We start from the raw sequence: 18,469 nt of genomic DNA on the forward strand, positions 1-18,469 counted from the left end.
GTAGTCGTCTGATAAGCAATGCCCTTTATTATCCGTGATCGCTCCTCATTAGCAAATTGAATCGCCCTCACCGGAGGGCGAAAAGTTTAGCGGGAATAGCTAACGGTTTGCGGGCGAGAAGGGGGAGAGAAGAGGATATCGCCGAACAGGTCCTGCGACACTTTACGCATGGCAAGACCCAACAGCGTGCACACCAACAGACTGGCAAACGGATAGATCAACAACAGGGCCAGTTCCAGTTCGGGGGACCAGACGGCGGCATTGATTTGCGGGATCAGCAGCAGGCTGAACGCCTCGACCAGAATGCGATGCGTGGTATAAATCGCGATAGTATTCGAACCGATCACATTAAGCAGACTGGATTCACGCATACCGAAGCGCTGCTCATACTGATAAAACAGCTTCATGATCTGCACAATAGAGACCAACGACAGCAGCAATGAGACGTTAAACAGCCATGCGGCGATAGCCAGCACGAAGGCAGCTGCGCAGGGCAGCGCATATCGGCGCAACGGCACTTCTTTAATCCCTGCCATCAGCGGGACGCCAAACCAGGCACCGAGGCTGTAATACGGCAGGTTGCGGATCACACTGTTCATTCCCCACCACGGGGTGGCAGAAAAGTTGACCGTCACGCTCAGTACAACAAACAGGGCGAACAGCGGCACGGCCCAGCGGCTGAACACTTTACAGACTATGAAATAGACAATGAGCGCATACAGATACCACAGGCTGGTGCTGGCAGTCAGCATGCCGTGAAGGAACTGGCTAACGGAACTGGCGTAAGCGGCGTTGGACGCATGAAGCAGATCGCGTGACGGCGCCAGCCAGTTGTTCAGGGCGTTGAGCGCCAGCCACTGGACCACACCCCACAGCGCCAGCACCCAGAAAATACTCCAGATTCGCTTATTAACGCTTTCTTTCCAGCTCACGCTGTCGATGTAGCGGCGAATCAAAAAGCCCGAGATAAAGAAAAATACCGGCATGCGAAACGGGGCGAGATAGAGATTAAAGTAAACCCAGCATTTCGACAGCAGCTGTGAAAGGGGCAACTGGAAGTGGGTCAGATGCGGGTAAAAGGTGATGACTGAGTGATAGATGACGACCAGACAGATACATAACCCTTTGATTTGATTAATCCATAGTTCTTTCTTTTTCATCAGGACAGCACGCTCGCGTTATTCAACATAGCCTGTGATCCTGCGGGGTGACTCTGGTGCTGTAATGCGTAACATTCTGTTTTTTGATTTTTTTAAGAAAAGGATCAGGGTCAGTGAGGACGGTATCCTGCGCCTGTCGCGCGGTGGATCCCTTTCAACTGTGTACTGACGAACACTTACGGTTCAGGCGTTTACCCATGCGGCTTTCGCTTATATACTCGTGACTTTGCTAACAGCAACCAGACGGATTTCATGTACCAACCTGTCGCTCTATTCATCGGCCTGCGTTACATGCGCGGGCGTGCAGCAGATCGCTTCGGTCGCTTTGTCTCCTGGCTTTCAACCATCGGCATTACCCTTGGGGTGATGGCGCTGGTCACGGTTTTGTCAGTGATGAACGGTTTTGAACGTGAACTGCAAAATAACATCCTGGGGTTGATGCCCCAGGCCATCCTTTCTGCGGAACAAGGCTCTCTGAATCCACAGCAACTGCCGGAAAGCGCTGTAAAACTGAACGGTGTCAATCGTATTGCGCCGCTGACAACCGGCGATGTCGTGCTGCAAAGCGCGCGCAGCGTGGCGGTCGGGGTTATGTTGGGTATCGACCCGGCACAAAAAGATCCGCTTACGCCGTATCTGGTCAATGTGAAGCAAACCGATCTGCAGCCAGGTAAGTATAATGTCATCCTCGGTGAGCAGCTCGCAGGCCAGTTGGGGGTTAATCGTGGCGATCAGATCCGCGTGATGGTGCCGTCTGCCAGTCAGTTCACGCCGATGGGCCGTCTGCCAAGCCAGCGTCTGTTTACCGTGATCGGCACCTTTGCAGCGAACAGTGAAGTCGATGGTTACCAGATGTTGACCAATATTCAGGACGCCTCGCGCATCATGCGCTACCCGGCCGGGAATATCACCGGTTGGCGTTTGTGGCTGAATGAGCCGCTGAAGGTGGATTCGCTCAGTCAGCAGACGTTGCCGGAAGGGACGAAATGGCAGGACTGGCGCGAGCGTAAAGGCGAACTGTTCCAGGCCGTGCGGATGGAAAAGAACATGATGGGGCTGCTGTTGAGCCTGATCGTAGCGGTTGCCGCGTTCAATATTATTACCTCGTTGGGTCTGATGGTGATGGAGAAGCAGGGAGAAGTGGCTATTTTGCAAACGCAGGGGCTGACGCCGCGACAGATCATGATGGTCTTTATGGTACAGGGGGCCAGCGCCGGGATTATTGGCGCGCTGCTGGGTGCCGCGCTGGGTGCGCTGTTGGCCAGTCAGCTCAATACCCTGATGCCGGTGATCGGTATCCTGCTGGACGGTGCGGCGCTGCCGGTGGCGATCGAGCCGCTGCAGGTCATCATCATTGCGCTGGTGGCAATGGCCATCGCGTTGCTTTCCACGCTTTATCCTTCCTGGCGCGCTGCCGCTACTCAACCCGCTGAGGCTTTACGTTATGAATAAGATCCTGTTGCAATGCGACAAATTGTGCAAACGCTATCAGGAAGGTTCCGTGCAAACCGACGTGTTGCACGATGTCAGCTTCAGCGTGGGCGAAGGCGAAATGATGGCGATTGTCGGCAGCTCCGGCTCCGGCAAAAGTACGTTGTTGCACCTGCTGGGCGGGCTGGATACCCCGACCTCCGGCGATGTCATTTTTAGCGGTCAGCCGATGAGTAAACTGTCGTCGGCGGCGAAAGCGGAGCTGCGTAATCAGAAGCTCGGCTTTATTTATCAGTTCCACCACCTGCTGCCGGATTTCACCGCGCTGGAAAACGTGGCGATGCCGCTGCTGATTGGCAAACACAAACCGGCTGAAATTAACGCACGGGCGCGTGAAATGCTGAAAGCGGTAGGGCTGGATCATCGTGCCAGCCATCGTCCGTCTGAACTGTCTGGCGGTGAGCGTCAGCGTGTGGCGATTGCCCGCGCGCTGGTCAACAACCCGCGACTGGTGCTGGCGGATGAACCAACCGGTAATCTGGATGCGCGCAACGCCGACAGCATCTTCCAGCTTCTGGGCGAATTGAACCGCTCGCAGGGCACCGCGTTTCTGGTCGTCACTCACGATCTGCAGCTGGCGAAGCGCATGAGTCGCCAACTGGAAATGCGTGACGGACGCCTGACGGCAGAACTGAGCCTGATGGGGGCGGAGTAATGGCCTCGCCTTTATCGTTATTAATCGGTCTGCGCTTTAGCCGGGGACGGCGGCGCAGCGGTATGGTATCGCTGATTTCGGTGATCTCGACTATCGGTATCGCGCTGGGGGTGGCGGTTCTGATCGTCGGCCTGAGCGCGATGAACGGCTTTGAGCGTGAGCTGAACAACCGCATTCTGGCCGTGGTGCCGCACGGCGAGATTGAAGCGGTTAATCAACCGTGGACCAACTGGCGCGACGCGCTGGAGAAGGTTCAAAAAGTGCCGGGTATTACCGCCGCAGCGCCGTACATCAACTTTACCGGACTGGTGGAGAGCGGGGCGAATTTGCGCGCTATTCAGGTAAAAGGCGTGGATCCGCAGCAGGAACAGCGTTTGAGCGCGTTGCCCTCGTTTGTGCAGAATAACGCCTGGGCTGATTTTAAAGCTGGTGAACAACAAATCATTATCGGTAAGGGCGTTGCAGACGCGCTGAAGGTGAAGCAGGGGGACTGGGTCTCCATCATGATCCCCAATTCAAATGCCGATCATAAGCTGATGCAGCCGAAACGCGTGCGGCTACACGTTGCTGGCATTTTGCAGTTAAGCGGTCAACTGGATCACAGCTTCGCGATGATCCCGATGGCCGATGCCCAGCAGTATCTGGAGATGAACAACACGGTTTCCGGCATCGCGCTGAAGGTCAACGACGTTTTCAACGCCAACAAACTGGTGCGTGATGCTGGTGAAGTGACCAACAGCTATGTTTACATCAAGAGCTGGATTGGCACCTATGGCTATATGTACCGCGATATCCAGATGATTCGCGCCATTATGTATCTGGCGATGGTGCTGGTGATCGGTGTCGCCTGTTTTAACATTGTCTCAACATTAGTGATGGCGGTAAAAGACAAGAGTGGCGATATTGCGGTATTAAGAACGCTGGGGGCGAAAGATGGCCTGATCCGCGCCATTTTTGTCTGGTACGGTTTGCTGGCAGGACTGTTCGGCAGCCTGATCGGCGTGGTCATTGGTGTGGTGGTTTCGCTACAGCTGACGCCAATCATTAACGGCATCGAAACGCTGATCGGCCATCAGTTCCTTTCCGGGGATATCTATTTTATCGACTTCCTGCCATCCGAATTGCACTGGCTGGATGTGATTTATGTGCTGGTCACCGCACTGTTGCTGAGTTTGTTGGCGAGTTGGTATCCGGCGCGGCGCGCCAGTAACATCGATCCTGCAAGAGTACTTAGCGGCCAGTAACCATAATTGCGTGAGAGATACACAACAACCTCCCTGTGACCAGAACAGCGGCCGCCTGAAGGATGAAGTGTATAAAACAAGGAGCGGCAATGTATTACGGGTTTGATATTGGTGGGACAAAAATTGCGCTAGGCGTCTTTGACAACGAGCGGAAATTACGGTGGGAAAAGCGTGTTCCCACGCCGCGCGACAGCTATGACGCTTTTTTAGAGGCTGTTTGCGGGCTGGTGGCGGAAGCCGATCAGCGTTTTGGCGTGAAAGGTTCGGTGGGCATTGGCATCCCCGGAATGCCGGAAACCGAAGATGGCACGCTGTACGCCGCGAATGTCCCTGCTACCAGTGGCAAACCCCTGCGCGCCGATCTTAGCGCGCGCCTTGATCGCGACGTTCGTCTCGACAACGATGCAAACTGTTTTGCCCTGTCTGAAGCCTGGGATGATGAATTCACCCGCTATCCGCTGGTGATGGGCTTGATTCTGGGCACCGGGGTGGGCGGCGGTTTAATCCTCAACGGAAAACCGATTACCGGGCGCAGTTACATTACCGGCGAGTTTGGTCATATGCGTCTGCCGGTCGATGCGCTCACCCTGATGGGTCTCGATTTCCCGTTGCGCCGCTGTGGCTGCGGTCAACTCGGCTGTATTGAAAATTATCTGTCCGGGCGAGGATTTGCCTGGTTGTATCAGCATTATTATCATCAACCGTTACAGGCGCCTGAAATCATTTCACTGTGGGAGCAAGGCGATGAACAGGCGCGGGCGCATGTTGAGCGTTATCTGGATTTGCTGGCGGTGTGTCTGGGAAATATCCTGACTATTGTCGATCCGGATTTGGTCGTCATCGGCGGCGGATTGTCGAATTTTACCGCCATTACCACCGATCTGGCGGACAGACTACCGCGTCATCTGCTTCCCGTGGCACGAGTGCCCCGCATTGAGCGAGCACGACATGGTGATGCCGGTGGGATGCGTGGTGCTGCCTTCTTACATCTTACCGATTAATCAAAAGAGGTTGCTATGCTGTCGCGTCGGGGTCATCGGTTAAGTCGATTTCGGAAAAACAAACGCCATCTGCGCGAACGCCTTCGTCAACGGATCTTTTTCAGAGACAGAGTGGTACCGGAAGTGATGGAAAAACCAAGAGTTTTGGTGCTTACAGGGGCAGGGATCTCCGCGGAGTCTGGTATTCGTACCTTCCGCGCCGCTGATGGACTGTGGGAAGAACACCGGGTTGAAGATGTGGCGACGCCGGAAGGCTTTGCCCGTAATCCCGCGCTGGTGCAGTCATTCTATAATGCCCGCCGTCGGCAATTGCAGCAGCCTGAAATCCAGCCTAATCCGGCGCACATCGCGCTGGCAAAGCTGGAAGAGGCATTGGGCGACCGCTTTTTGCTGGTGACACAGAATATCGATAACCTGCATGAGCGGGCGGGTAACCAGAACATCATCCATATGCATGGCGAGCTGTTGAAAGTGCACTGCTCGCAGAGCGGACAAATTCTGGAGTGGACGGGCGATGTGACGCCGGAAGATAAATGTCACTGTTGCCAGTTTCCTGCGCCGCTGCGTCCGCACGTGGTGTGGTTTGGTGAGATGCCGCTCGGGATGGATGAAATCTATATGGCGCTGGCCATGGCGGATGTTTTTATCGCCATCGGCACCTCCGGACACGTTTATCCGGCGGCTGGTTTTGTCCACGAAGCGAAGCTGCATGGCGCGCATACGGTTGAGCTGAATCTGGAACCAAGCCAGGTCGGCAGTGAGTTTGAAGAGAAATATTACGGTCCGGCAAGCCAGGTTGTACCTGAGTTTGTGGAGAAGTTATTGAAAGGTTTGTAATAAAAAGGCCCGGATTTTCCGGGCCTTTTGCTGGATTAGCGTCCTGCTTTTAGCTTCTGATAATACTCTTCGTAAATTGTGCTGGCGGAGCCTACATCGTTCTGCCATTCGCCTTTACTGATGGTTTCTGCATCCGGATAGAGTGATTTATCGTTGGCGATTTCCGGGCTTAACAGCTTACGTGCCGCCAGGTTTGGCGTCGGATAGCCGATGGTTTCCGCCACTTCCTTCGCCACGTCCGGGCGCAGCAGGAAGTTGATCAACTTCAGCGCGCCTTCTTTGTTTTTGGCGTTTGCCGGGATTGAAAGGCTGTCCATCCAGAAGATCCCGCCTTCTTTCGGCCAGACTACTTCCAGCGGCGTACCGGCCTGACGGGCGACGAAGGCAGAGCCGTTCCACACCATCCCCAGATTCACTTCGCCTTCCATATACGGATTCGCCGGGTTGTCGGAGTTAAACGCGGCAACGTTAGGCATCAGCTTTTTCAGCTCGTTATAGGCTGCTTCAATCTCTTTAGGATCGGTGGTGTTGCCGGAATAGCCCAGTTTACGCAGCGCCATCTGGAACACTTCGCGCGCATCGTCGGTCAGCAGCAGACTGCCTTTGTATTCCGGTTTCCACAGGTCAGCCCAACGGGTGACGGTTTTCGGGTCGATGCTGTCGCTGTTCACGCCAATGGCCGTCGCGCCCCAGATGTACGGAATGGAGTAGTCGTTGTTGGGATCGAACGGCTTGTTCAGCATCTCCGGATCGAGATTGTTGAAGTTGGATAACTTCGACTTATCAATCTTCTGAATCATGCCTTCTTTACGCATTTTATCGACATAGTAAGTCGATGGCACGACCAGGTCATATGCGCCGTCTTTGTACGTTTTGAGCTTGGCGTACATGGTTTCATTCGACTCGTAGGTCGAGTAAATAACCTTGATGCCGGTCTCTTTAGTGAACTGTTCCAGCAGTCCTGGCGGAACATACTCGGTCCAGTTGTAGAAATAGAGTGTTTTACTGTCGTCCGCGTGCGCAGCGCTGATTCCCATGACGAGAGCGCCTGCCGCGAGCAGGTGGCGTGACCATTTTTTCATTTTAACGTCCCCTGAACTTTAGTTTTATCACGAGCAATAAGTTGGCTGGCGATCACCAGAACCAGCGATAACACCAACAGAATAGTCGCCAGCGCATTCACCTCCGGTGAAACGCCGACTTTCACCATTGAGTAGATCTTCAACGGTAGAATTTCATAACCCGGCCCGGTGACGAACGACGAAACCACCACATCGTCCATCGACAGGGTAAAGCTCAACAACCAGCCAGCGGCGACTGCTGGCATCGCTAATGGCAGAATGATTTTACGCAGGATAGTCATTTCGCTGGCACCCAGATCTTTTGCTGCTTCCAGCATCCGCACGTCAAACCCCTTCAGCCGCGAATAGACCGTCACAACCACGAAAGGCAGGCAGAAGGTGATATGTGAGAACAGTAGTGACCAGAAGCCCAACTGAATGCCCAGCAGCATAAACAGCACCAGCAGTGAAATCGCCATCACGATATCCGGCGACATCATGACCACAAACAGCATCCCGCTGACGAACGGCTTGCCGCGAAAACGGTATCGATACAGCGCCACGGCCGTTAACGACCCGATAGCGGTGGCGAACGTTGCGGAAAAAATAGCCATCGTCAGCGAATGTTGCGCCGCCTGCAGCAGGCTATCGTTGTTCATCAGCAGGCCATACCATTTGGTGGTAAAGCCCTGCCAGTTAATGCCAAAGCGCGAGCTGTTAAAGGAGTTCACAATCAAAATAATGATCGGAATATACAGGTACGCGTAGATAGCGGTCATAAAACCGCCGCGAAGCAGACGACCGATCATTCGAGTTCTCCCTTTTTGTTCAGCAATCGGGAGGCGCGCCAGTAAACCAGCAGCATCAGGCCCATCACAATCGTCAGGGTAATGCTGGTTGCGGCACCAAACGGCCAGTCGCGGATATTGAGGAACTGAACTTTAATCACGTTACCGATCAGCAGGTTTTTCGCGCCGCCCATCAGATCGGAGACGTAGAACAGTCCCATCGCGGGCAGCATTACCAGCAGGCAGCCCGCAATAATCCCTGGCATGGTTAGCGGAATGATGATCCGAATAAAGGTCTGCAATTTACTGGCACCCAGATCTTTTGCCGCTTCCAGCAACGGTCTGTCGAGTTTCTCAATACTGGAATACAGTGGCATCACCATAAACGGCAGCAGGATATACACAAGACCAATAATGACTGCGCTCGGGGTAAACATAATGCGCATCGGCGTATCGATCACCCCGAGCCAAAGCAGAAACTCGTTCAGATAGCCCTTGGTGCTAAGGAAAATTTTCAGCCCGTAGATGCGGATCAGCGAGTTGGTCCAGAAGGGAACAATCAGCAGAAATAGCAGCAGTGGGCGGACTTTCTCTGGCAGTCGCGCCAGAAACCAGGCAAATGGATAGCCGAGCACGAGGCAGGCGAGGGTGGCGATCAGCGCCATATTCAACGAGTGCAACAGCACTTCAAAATAGAGCGGATCGAGCAGGCGCGCGTAGTTGTCCAGCGTAAAGACCATTTTGACGAAGCTGGCATCGTCGCGGGTCAAAAAGCTGGTGCCAATGATCATCAGGTTGGGCAGAAAGACAAACAACACAAGCCAACCGACGATAGTGACAATCACCACATTCTGGAATTTACTTGTGTTCTTCATCAGCCAGTACGACCTCCCAGCTTTCTACCCAGTTAATGGCCATTTTCTGGTCGAGAGAGTGGTCAAAGTCCGGGTCATCTTCGTTGAAGAATTCGCTGACCATCACCATCTTGCCATTTTCCAGTTCAACCACCGACTCCAGCGTCATACCTTTATAGTTACGTTCACGGACATAGCCGATCAGGCCGTCAATGTGGTTGTCATCGTTGATTTCATCCACGCGCAAATCTTCCGGGCGTAACAGAACGTGCAGTTTCTGTCCTGGCTCAACGGCGAAGTTGACGTAGATATTGCATTCACGGCCTTCGACGTTAGCACGAACGCGCTGTTCGTCCAGACGTTCGATCACCGTGGCGTTAAACATATTGATTTCGCCAATGAATCCGGCGACGAACAGGTTTTTCGGCTCTTCGTAAATTTCACGCGGCGTGCCGTCCTGTTCGATGCGCCCATCGCGCATCACGACGATGCGATCGGACATGGTCAGGGCTTCTTCCTGATCGTGCGTCACGAACACGAACGTGATGCCGAGCTTACGCTGCAAGGCTTTCAGTTCGTTCTGCATCTGCTTTCGCAGCTTATAGTCCAGCGCGGAGAGGGATTCATCCAGCAGCAACAGGCGGGGTTTATTGACCACAGCACGGGCAATCGCTACGCGCTGCTGTTGGCCGCCGGAAAGTTGATGTGGTTTACGCTGTGCAAACTCTTCCAGTTGCACCATCCGCAGGGCTTCCAGTACGCGTGGCGTGATGTCGGCTGCAGGGGTTTTCTGCATACGCAAACCGAAGGCCACATTTTCAAAAACAGTCATGTGGGGGAATAGCGCATAGCTTTGAAAGACGGTATTCACATAACGGTTTTCTGCCGGTACGTGAGTGATATCCTCGTTATCGAGCATGATGTGCCCGGAATCTACGGTTTCCAGACCGGCAATCAGGCGCAAAACGGTTGTTTTACCGCAGCCAGAAGGGCCAAGCAGCGTGAGGAACTCGCCATTATTGATTGTCAAATCCAGTTCAGAAATGACCTCTTTTCCATCGAAGCTTTTGCTGATACCTGACAAAAGAACCAGCGGTGAAAGCGAACGCGGTTGTTTATTCAATTTTTTACTCTGTCCCATGTAGACGCAACGGATGGCTGACCGATGCGGGGTTTGTGGTTGACCACCTTGGTGACTCTTAATAAGGGCCGTAATTCTACGGCAAACCGTTGTCATCGCCAATGTTTGTTGCTAATTACTCTACACTTCATCCTTCAGACTGCCTGTTTGTAGACTGCACTCACATACCCCAGTCACGTACGGTTTGTTCGCGCCTGGGGGATTCAATCGCTTGCCGCCGCGATGCATCCTGTACGCTTTTGTGGATATATTTCCTGAATAAAGGGGTCCGGAAGCGAAATATTCTCGTTTGCGGGGATAAAAGTGACCTGACGCAATATTTGTCTTTTGTGGCTTACTGATAATGTTGTCACAAATAGTGAGGGTGACTGCATGGATAAACTACTTGAGCGTTTTTTACACTACGTTTCATTGGATACCCAATCGAAAGCGGGTGTGAGACAGGTTCCCAGTACCGAGGGACAGTGGAAGTTATTAAATTTGCTCAAACAGCAGCTCGAAGAGATGGAGCTGGTCAATGTGACGTTAAGTGACAAAGGGACGCTGATGGCAACGTTGCCGGCGAATGTCCCTGGCGATATCCCTGCTATTGGCTTCATTTCCCATGTGGATACCTCACCGGATTTCAGCGGTAAGCACGTAAATCCGCAGATCGTGGAGAACTATCGCGGCGGTGATATCGCGCTGGGCATTGGTGATGAAGTGTTGTCGCCGGTGATGTTCCCGGTGCTGCATCAGTTGCTTGGTCAAACGCTGATCACCACCGACGGCAAAACGCTGCTGGGGGCGGACGACAAAGCGGGTGTGGCGGAAATCATGACCGCGCTGGCGGTACTGAAGCATAAAAATATTCCGCATGGCGATATTCGCGTCGCTTTTACACCGGACGAAGAGGTGGGCAAAGGGGCGAAACACTTTGATGTAGCAGCCTTTGACGCCAAATGGGCCTATACCGTCGACGGCGGCGGCGTGGGTGAACTTGAGTTTGAGAACTTCAATGCCGCTTCGGTGAATATCAAAATCGTCGGCAATAACGTGCATCCGGGGACGGCAAAAGGCGTGATGGTCAACGCATTATCGCTGGCGGCGCGTATTCACGCCGAGGTTCCTGCGGATGAAAGCCCGGAAATGACTGAAGGATATGAGGGCTTCTACCATCTGGCGAGCATGAAAGGCACCGTGGATCGCGCCGATATGCACTACATCATTCGCGACTTCGACCGCAAACAGTTTGAAGCGCGCAAACGTAAGATGATGGAGATTGCCAGGAAGGTCGGGAAGGGGCTGCATCCGGACTGCTATATTGAACTGGTGATTGAAGACAGTTATTACAATATGCGCGAAAAAGTGGTTGAGCATCCGCATGTTCTGGATATCGCACAGCAGGCGATGCGTGACTGCGATATTCAACCAGATATGAAGCCGATTCGCGGCGGTACCGACGGCGCACAGCTCTCTTTCATGGGATTACCGTGCCCGAATCTGTTCACTGGCGGCTACAACTATCATGGCAAGCATGAGTTTGTGACGCTGGAAGGGATGGAAAAAGCGGTGCAGGTGATTGTGCGGATTGCCGAATTAACGGCGAAGCGGTCGTAGCGTGGTTGATGCCAGTTGACGCGACGCTTATCTGGCCTACAGGACATGTGAACCGTAGGCCGGATAAGACGCGTTAGCGCCGCCATCCGGCATCATTTCAATGTTACCCTTCGAAGAACCAGTACCCGCTGTTGACCAGGGCTGCCAGCATCGCGAGGAACGATGGATCTTCCAGCGCGTCACCAAAGTTCTCTGCAGTCAGCACGATATGGCTGGCAAGGGCTTCCAGCGCCGGACGGTGCGGAGAATCAATTCTCTCGCCGTTGGCATAAACGTCATCACCCACACGCAGTACCCGTAACCCCCCCAGACGCACCAGCACATCGCCTTGTTTCAGGGCATCGTAGATTTCATCAGGTTGATACGGCGGCTCCGGCGGCGCAATATCCAGTTCATGACGCGACTGGGAGATAAACTCGCCAAACCACTGTTTAAAATGCTCCGGCTGATTAATCAGATCCAGCATCATAGTGCGCAGTTTGTCCATTTCCTGCGGCAGGACGTCAGCAGGATGCTCACGCGACGGCATGTCCGGGTCGCTGTAATAAGTACTGCCCAGCTCACGTTGCAGGACGTAGTCGGCAAACCCGCTGATCAGTTCACGGGTGTTTGGTGCGCGGAAACCGACGGAATAGTTCATCGCGTTTTCCAGCGCATAGCCTTCATGCGGGAATCCTGGCGGAATGTAGAGAATATCGCCCGGCTCCAGTTCTTCATCGATGATGGCTTCAAAAGGATCGACCTGCAGCAGGTCCGGATGCGGGCAGTGCTGCTTCATCTGCAACTTCTCACCCACGCGCCAGCGACGACGACCGGTTCCCTGAATGATAAACACATCATACTGATCGAGATGGGGACCTACGCCGCCGCCAGGGACCGAGAATGAGATCATCAGATCGTCGATACGCCAGTCAGGCAGGGCGCGGAAGGGGCGCATCAGCGCGGCGGTTGGCTCATGCCAGTGGTTCACCGCCTGCACCAGTAACGACCAGTTATTCTCGCCGAGATGGTCATAGCTTTCGAACGGACCATGGCTTACCTGCCATTTGCCATCCTGATGGCTTACCAGGCGGCTATCGACTTCACTTTCCATCGCCAGCCCTGCCAGTTCGTCAGGGGAGAGGGGATCGATGAAGTTATTAAAGCCGCGTTTTAACACCACTGGGCGCTTTTGCCAGTGACGTTCAAGAAATTCGGGCCAGTTGAGTGTTAATTGGTATTCCATATTGAGCTTCCACAGGCTGGGGCGGGTATCTGTCACCGATTATAACGGATGCTTAACCAGATGCGTGCAGTTGGCTCATATTTATTACATTTTGGTTTAGTCGTCTTTCGGCCCCGGCTGTTGATGTCCAAAAATGACTTCCATACGTGCACCGCCGAGCAGGCTGTCGCTGGCAACGATTTTGCCATCGTATTGCTCGGTAATTTCACGCGCCACGGCCAACCCGACCCCTTGCCCCGGACGCATCGTATCCACGCGTTGACCGCGGTCAAAGACCAGATCGCGCTTGCTGAGTGGGATCCCTGGACCGTCATCTTCCACCACGATGTACAGATGATCGTCGGTCTGGCGGGCAGAAATCTCAACAAACTCGAGACAGTACTTGCAGGCATTATCCAGCACGTTGCCCATCACCTCGACAAAATCGTTCTGCTCGCCGACAAAGCTGATTTCCGGTGAGATATCGAGGCTAATGTTCACGCCTTTACGCTGATACACTTTGTTCAGCGCCGAGGTGAGATTATCCAGTAGCGGTGCGACCGGATGCAGCTCGCGGCTCAGCAGGACACCCCCGCCGCGCATACTGGCGCGATGCAGATAGTAGCCGATTTGCTGTGAAATCCGGCTGATCTGTTCGAGCATTACCGGTTCTGCCTCGCTGACGCTCATCTTATCGCTACGCATCGAACGCAACGTACTTTGCAGCACGGCGAGCGGCGTCTTCAGGCTGTGGGTGAGATCGGTCAGCGTGGTGCGGTATTTGTCATAACGTTCGCGCTCGCTTTTCAACAGGCGGTTCAGGTTACGCACCAGGCTGGTCAATTCCCGCGTCGTTGCAGGGTTAAGCTGTTCGCGGTGGTGTTCTTCCAGTTCGCGCACCTCACGAGCCAGTGCTTCAATGGGGCGCAAACTCCACCATGCCGCCACCCAGAGCAGGGGAATGACCAGCAACAGGTTGGCAGCCAGCACATAAATAAACCAGCTCCAGACCATATACGAACGTTTAAGCTCAATCGGAATGGTGTCTACCACCACAATCGTCAGTTGCGGCATGCGCGCGGTAGCCGGGTAGACGTTAACCGCCACCGAGTGGGTCATTTCGGCGTCGTCGTCATCTTCCCGAACCTCTTTCAATCGTTCCTGAACGGAGTGATCGTCATTGAGCAGCGAGCTGCTGGCGCTGATGTCGGCTTCTATTTCATGAAAACCATTGCTTTTCAGCCAGTCGGGCTGAATCAGTCTGACCAGCCAGGGGACGTTACGCTGGGCCCACAGCAGTTTGCCGTTCTCATCATAGATCAGCGACATCGTGGGACTCTGCATGTCGAGGTGCTCGGGAAGTTCGACGTGGATCTTATTACCTTCCCATTTTGCAAGCGTATAAAAGAGATTACTTTCGCCGCGCAGCAGACGAAACGTGGTCTTATCGAAACTCACGCTGTAGCCGACCAGCGCAACCATGCCATAGGCCAGAGAAAGCACCAGCACTACGCCTGCGGTGGCCAGCAGAAAACGCAGGCGCAGTGACAACGGAAAAAGATGACGCAACAGTTTATTCATCAGCGCAATTCAAAAAGATATCCCTGACCCCGCACAGTGGTAATGACTTCATCCGGATACTGCGCCTGTATTTTTTTACGCAGGCGGCCCATCAGCACGTCGATAGTGTGGCTTTCACGTAGCTCGGCGTCCGGATACAGCTGCAACATCAGCGAGTCTTTGCTGACCACTTTGCCATTATTGCGGATCAGCGTTTCCATGATGGTGTACTCAAACGCGGTCAGTTTGATCACTTCATCATTGACCGAGAGTTCGCGGCGCGAGAGATCAACCTGAAAAGGCGGAATAGAGATAATCTGCGAAGCGTGGCCGCTGTTACGGCGCATCAGCGCCTGCATCCGCGCGGCGACTTCCTCAATATGGAACGGCTTGGTGACGTAGTCATCTGCACCTGCGCTCAGCACTTCCACTTTGTCCTGCCAGCTTTCACGGGCGGTCAGGACGAGAACCGGGAGAGAAACGTCATTGCTCCGCCAGCGGCGGATCAGTGAAAGTCCATCTTCATCCGGAAGACCCAAATCGACGATAGCGATGTCAGGCAAGTGTTCGTTAAGGTAATAATCGGCCTCTTTGGCATCTTCGGCGTCGTCAACCTGATGTCCGGCATCCTGAAGCTGAACTTTCAGGTGATGACGTAATAACGCATTATCCTCAACAACCAGTACACGCATCATCTTTTCTCACTCTATTTACGGTATGAATAGTTTAACGCTGATTATGTAAGTTGAAACCAGCACAATGAAATTAAATGACTTTTTTATCAGGCCCCGCCCTTGGGATAATCCCTGGAGCAATGCTGTTGGCATTTGATTATTCCGCAGGCTGACCTGGTCCTGGGTCATGTCACCAATCCACGTAGAATAAACCTCACACACCATGCGAGCATCTTCATGCCCCATCTGGCGGGCAATGAATGAAGGGTTCGCTGCGGCCATTAGCATCCAGCCAGCATAATTATGCCGTGACTGACAGGCATTTCTCTGCCAGATACCTGAAAGTTTAGTACCACGTTTCCCGCTGCAGGAAATCGAGTATTTGGAAAAGAAACCTTCTTTAGTGTATGAACCCGATCCGGGGATAAAGACAACGCGACGTTCTTATGCCAGCAACCGTTATGGGCGGAACACACAAATGTTTATTCGTCTGGTCTCTGGATACATGGATCTCACCTTTTTCAGGTCTACATCCTCCCAGGCCAGCGCACATATTTCCCCTGGTCTTATCCCCGTGTGTGTTGCCACTATAATGATGAAGGCAAGTTTGTGGGGAAGTGCCAAGATCAGCGCCTGATACTCATGAAGTAAAAGTGGATCGGGATCTGTTTTAACGAGCTGGAGCCTCGATACCCCCTCATAAGGTGCATGTAATATAAACTGACTTCTGTTCGCAAGCTTCAGCATTTACGATAAAACTGCCATTTGTTTATTTACTGTTGAAGGGGAGCGACCTTTTTTGATGAATTCTGGCATTGCAGGGTTACCCTATATTGCCATGCAGACGGACAGGCATGATGGGCAGGACTGTCCGGGGAAATGTACGGTCAGGTTATAGTATTCGCGGTCACTTAATCTTTCTCACAGATAACTGAGGGAGTGAAACTTCATCTGTATCTCCAGGGATTATAGGTCGCGGTGAGGGTGAAAAGCATATAAAAGTGTGCGGACTGCCACTTATCAGCGACAGCCCCGCAGATACTTATCGTTATGTTTTGGCGGATGATTAAAAGAGGAAGGTCACAGAACCGTTGACAAATGAATAATCTTTTCCAGTTTTAAACTCCGGTGATACACGATTAAAAGATAAGGTAAAAGCGACCGGAGAATAACCTAAAGTGGCTCCGATGCGATATTCATCAACGGTATGATTAAGGGAGACGGTTTCATTTCGGGTCTGAAGCGTTTTTCCTTGTAATGTATAGTTACGGTCAACTTCCCGACGTTCCATCCCGGCAAATATCTTGTATATTAAACCATCATTTTTTGATGTATGCATTAACCCACGAGTCGCAAGCAGACCATACCCGTTATCTGAGTTCAGGGTTTTGTCATTGCCTATGGCAAGCGTTGCACCGTATCCTACATATTCAAAAAGATTTCCGCTTACCGCGGATATTTCTGGATAAATACCAACATTCGTTCCCAGGATATCCACATCAGGAGTCAGCGATAGCATTCCTTTAACCGTATATCCATAGCGATTTTCGATTTGATCATCCCATGCTTGATATTTTTCAGCATTAATCATTTGATGAGCTTTATTCTGAACTTGTTGACCGCCAGCATCTGGTCCTATCACGCCGACGTCTGTCCCCAGGCGATAGCGAAACCAGCTAGTCGCTAAAGAATTCCATTCAACACCCGTGTACAGAAATGCACTAAAAGCTCTGTCTCCGGTTATTGCTGTCGGTAACCGCTTATTGTCTCCTGATGGTGAGTAGATATCTTGTGCGATATGAAACGATAACTGGCTTGAGTCTGTAACATCATGGCTATAACCCAGGAAGAGACCTTGTGTATAATCATCGCGAGCTTCATCTTTATGACTATAAATTTTGTTAAGCGCAGGCTGAAAGATACCTGCGTCATCATTTGACAATGATAATGCGATGCTATCAGCCTGAACAACAGGTGTCATGAAAAACATTGTGAATAACGCAATGCGGGTTAATGACTTATTCATAAGCAGCCTCCTGAGAATTTCCCTTTTTTAATCGGCCAGGTATTACTTCTTTCATAAATTAACATAAAATAAACACCTGCCTTTCTGCAATAAAATGTGGTTAATGTGTTATTTTTTTTATCGCTTTATATGGCTTATGTGTGGTAAAAGTTTTTTCAGGAGGGATGGATATGAACAGTCATGCACTTTTGAAAAACTCTTCCGTATTTATTGCATATATGGGATGTTCTTGATGGAGTTGTGCGTTTTTACGGGGGGATATTGTTTTTTTTTCTGTAAAGCAGAAAGATAAATGAGTGTTATTCCTGTCCTGAAGCGCGGGATATGATGCATGTCATCGACTCTACTGCAATGAATATGTTCATTTTGGTTATGCTTTTTTATGCAAAAAAAACCGCATATTGCTATGCGGTAAACCATTGGGAAGAATATTAAACACATCTGAATTTCGCAAGAACACTGTAATAAATAACGAAGGTTTATTCAATGTGTCATAGGCTAATTATGCTGATCTTTTCATATTATTATCATTTTGTTTCTTTTTTGCGTGATGATAGAGTGTAACATGGCTATGAGAACACACTATTTTATCAATCCGTACGGACAAATGGCTATTCTGCAGTGTAGAGCACTTGTACATTGGGCTCCTTTAATGCTTTGCCTTCCAGGACATTCATTGCTGCACTCGATTATTTTCCAGAAGATCTTGTTAAAGGGAGTGACGTTATAAATTGTCAATGGAAAAAATTTCCCGTCAATGTAAATCCCTGAGTCAGTCTGCGAGACACTGGAACCTGGAGGAAGGAAAACATCAGATTCATACCAAATAATAAGCTTTATTTTACACCAGAGGATTGAAAATGAAATTCCACTCGAAGAACAGACAATAGTGTCAACAACTAACCATTCCATATTAGAGACCTTAACATTACTAATGACAATTTTTCATAGATGAAAAGTGTAGTTGTTTTTTGATAACTCATTGAAAAAGATCATTTTTTTATGGTGTTTTTGTTCGTGAGTTATTGATTTTATTATTATAACGATCTTTTGTTGAATCTTTTTGTTTCACTTTTTTAATATTTGTATTTCTTTTTTATAAGTCTTTATAAAATTGGTGGTCAAATTATAAACATAGATTTTTTCAGGGTGAGAGTGAATTATTTAATCTGTG

16 protein-coding genes are annotated in these 18,469 nt (G+C 51.4%); 6 read left to right on the forward strand and 10 right to left on the reverse strand.

Going from position 1 to position 18,469, the window contains the following annotated elements; genetic code table 11:
* Positions 1 to 86: 86 nt before the first annotated feature.
* Positions 87 to 1,160 carry an acyltransferase family protein gene (locus tag ACQ0PY_RS10215; RefSeq protein WP_109740178.1) on the reverse strand — a complete coding sequence of 358 codons (1,074 nt, stop codon included), beginning with the start codon at positions 1,158 to 1,160 and terminating at the stop codon, positions 87 to 89.
* Between the two features lie 252 nt (positions 1,161 to 1,412).
* Between ACQ0PY_RS10215 and lolC the strand changes: the two genes are divergently transcribed.
* The 5 genes from lolC to cobB all read left to right on the forward strand — a co-directional run bounded on the left by lolC (position 1,413) and on the right by cobB (position 6,388).
* Positions 1,413 to 2,612: a lipoprotein-releasing ABC transporter permease subunit LolC gene (gene lolC / locus ACQ0PY_RS10220; protein WP_044254927.1), complete on the forward strand. Its 1,200-nt coding sequence runs from the start codon at positions 1,413 to 1,415 to the stop codon at positions 2,610 to 2,612.
* On the forward strand, positions 2,605 to 3,306 hold the full coding sequence (gene lolD, locus ACQ0PY_RS10225; protein ID WP_043000962.1) for a lipoprotein-releasing ABC transporter ATP-binding protein LolD: 702 nt from the start codon (positions 2,605 to 2,607) through the stop codon (positions 3,304 to 3,306). The genes lolC and lolD overlap by 8 nt, the downstream gene beginning before the upstream one ends.
* A complete protein-coding gene (lolE, locus tag ACQ0PY_RS10230) occupies positions 3,306 to 4,550 on the forward strand; it encodes a lipoprotein-releasing ABC transporter permease subunit LolE (protein ID WP_043000961.1) in 1,245 nt (414 codons plus the stop codon). Before lolD ends, lolE begins: the two co-directional genes overlap by 1 nt.
* Before the next feature lie 89 nt (positions 4,551 to 4,639).
* Complete coding sequence (gene nagK / locus ACQ0PY_RS10235; RefSeq protein WP_150547112.1) at positions 4,640 to 5,551, forward strand: N-acetylglucosamine kinase; 912 nt, start codon at positions 4,640 to 4,642, stop codon at positions 5,549 to 5,551.
* Positions 5,552 to 5,566: 15 nt separating this feature from the next.
* Positions 5,567 to 6,388 (forward strand): Sir2 family NAD+-dependent deacetylase, encoded by an 822-nt coding sequence (gene cobB, locus ACQ0PY_RS10240; RefSeq protein WP_043000959.1) that lies wholly within the window; start codon positions 5,567 to 5,569, stop codon positions 6,386 to 6,388.
* A gap of 35 nt (positions 6,389 to 6,423) precedes the next feature.
* Here the strand turns inward: cobB and potD are convergent, their stop codons facing one another.
* From potD to potA, 4 genes are read right to left on the reverse strand one after another with little or no spacing between them, the layout of a single operon-like run.
* Positions 6,424 to 7,470, reverse strand: a complete 1,047-nt coding sequence (gene potD / locus ACQ0PY_RS10245) for a spermidine/putrescine ABC transporter substrate-binding protein PotD (protein WP_044254924.1) — start codon at positions 7,468 to 7,470, stop codon at positions 6,424 to 6,426.
* On the reverse strand, positions 7,467 to 8,258 hold the full coding sequence (potC, locus tag ACQ0PY_RS10250; RefSeq protein ID WP_054176609.1) for a spermidine/putrescine ABC transporter permease PotC: 792 nt from the start codon (positions 8,256 to 8,258) through the stop codon (positions 7,467 to 7,469). Before potC ends, potD begins: the two co-directional genes overlap by 4 nt.
* Positions 8,255 to 9,112, reverse strand: a complete 858-nt coding sequence (potB, locus tag ACQ0PY_RS10255) for a spermidine/putrescine ABC transporter permease PotB (RefSeq protein WP_043000956.1) — start codon at positions 9,110 to 9,112, stop codon at positions 8,255 to 8,257. Before potB ends, potC begins: the two co-directional genes overlap by 4 nt.
* Positions 9,096 to 10,232, reverse strand: coding sequence for a spermidine/putrescine ABC transporter ATP-binding protein PotA (gene potA / locus ACQ0PY_RS10260; protein WP_043000955.1), 1,137 nt, complete (start codon positions 10,230 to 10,232; stop codon positions 9,096 to 9,098). The genes potB and potA overlap by 17 nt, the downstream gene beginning before the upstream one ends.
* A 372-nt stretch (positions 10,233 to 10,604) precedes the next feature.
* Here potA and pepT point away from each other — a divergent pair, with 372 nt between their 5' ends.
* Positions 10,605 to 11,831, forward strand: coding sequence for a peptidase T (pepT, locus tag ACQ0PY_RS10265; protein WP_043000954.1), 1,227 nt, complete (start codon positions 10,605 to 10,607; stop codon positions 11,829 to 11,831).
* Between the two features lie 103 nt (positions 11,832 to 11,934).
* On the opposite strand, the gene roxA is transcribed toward pepT, so the two are convergent.
* The 5 genes from roxA to iraM all read right to left on the reverse strand — a co-directional run bounded on the left by roxA (position 11,935) and on the right by iraM (position 18,207).
* Positions 11,935 to 13,056, reverse strand: a complete 1,122-nt coding sequence (gene roxA, locus ACQ0PY_RS10270; RefSeq protein ID WP_044254920.1) for a [50S ribosomal protein L16]-arginine 3-hydroxylase — start codon at positions 13,054 to 13,056, stop codon at positions 11,935 to 11,937.
* 96 nt (positions 13,057 to 13,152) lie between these two features.
* Positions 13,153 to 14,616, reverse strand: a complete 1,464-nt coding sequence (phoQ, locus tag ACQ0PY_RS10275) for a two-component system sensor histidine kinase PhoQ (RefSeq protein WP_043000952.1) — start codon at positions 14,614 to 14,616, stop codon at positions 13,153 to 13,155.
* Positions 14,616 to 15,287, reverse strand: a complete 672-nt coding sequence (gene phoP, locus ACQ0PY_RS10280; protein ID WP_043000951.1) for a two-component system response regulator PhoP — start codon at positions 15,285 to 15,287, stop codon at positions 14,616 to 14,618. Before phoP ends, phoQ begins: the two co-directional genes overlap by 1 nt.
* Positions 15,288 to 16,335: 1,048 nt before the next feature.
* Positions 16,336 to 17,259, reverse strand: a complete 924-nt coding sequence (locus ACQ0PY_RS10285) for a lipid A deacylase LpxR family protein (protein ID WP_224788347.1) — start codon at positions 17,257 to 17,259, stop codon at positions 16,336 to 16,338.
* 618 nt (positions 17,260 to 17,877) lie between these two features.
* Complete coding sequence (gene iraM / locus ACQ0PY_RS10290; RefSeq protein ID WP_072185388.1) at positions 17,878 to 18,207, reverse strand: anti-adapter protein IraM; 330 nt, start codon at positions 18,205 to 18,207, stop codon at positions 17,878 to 17,880.
* Positions 18,208 to 18,469: the final 262 nt, after the last annotated feature.

The sequence above is a fragment of the Citrobacter sp. LST-B2 genome (assembly GCF_057983045.1).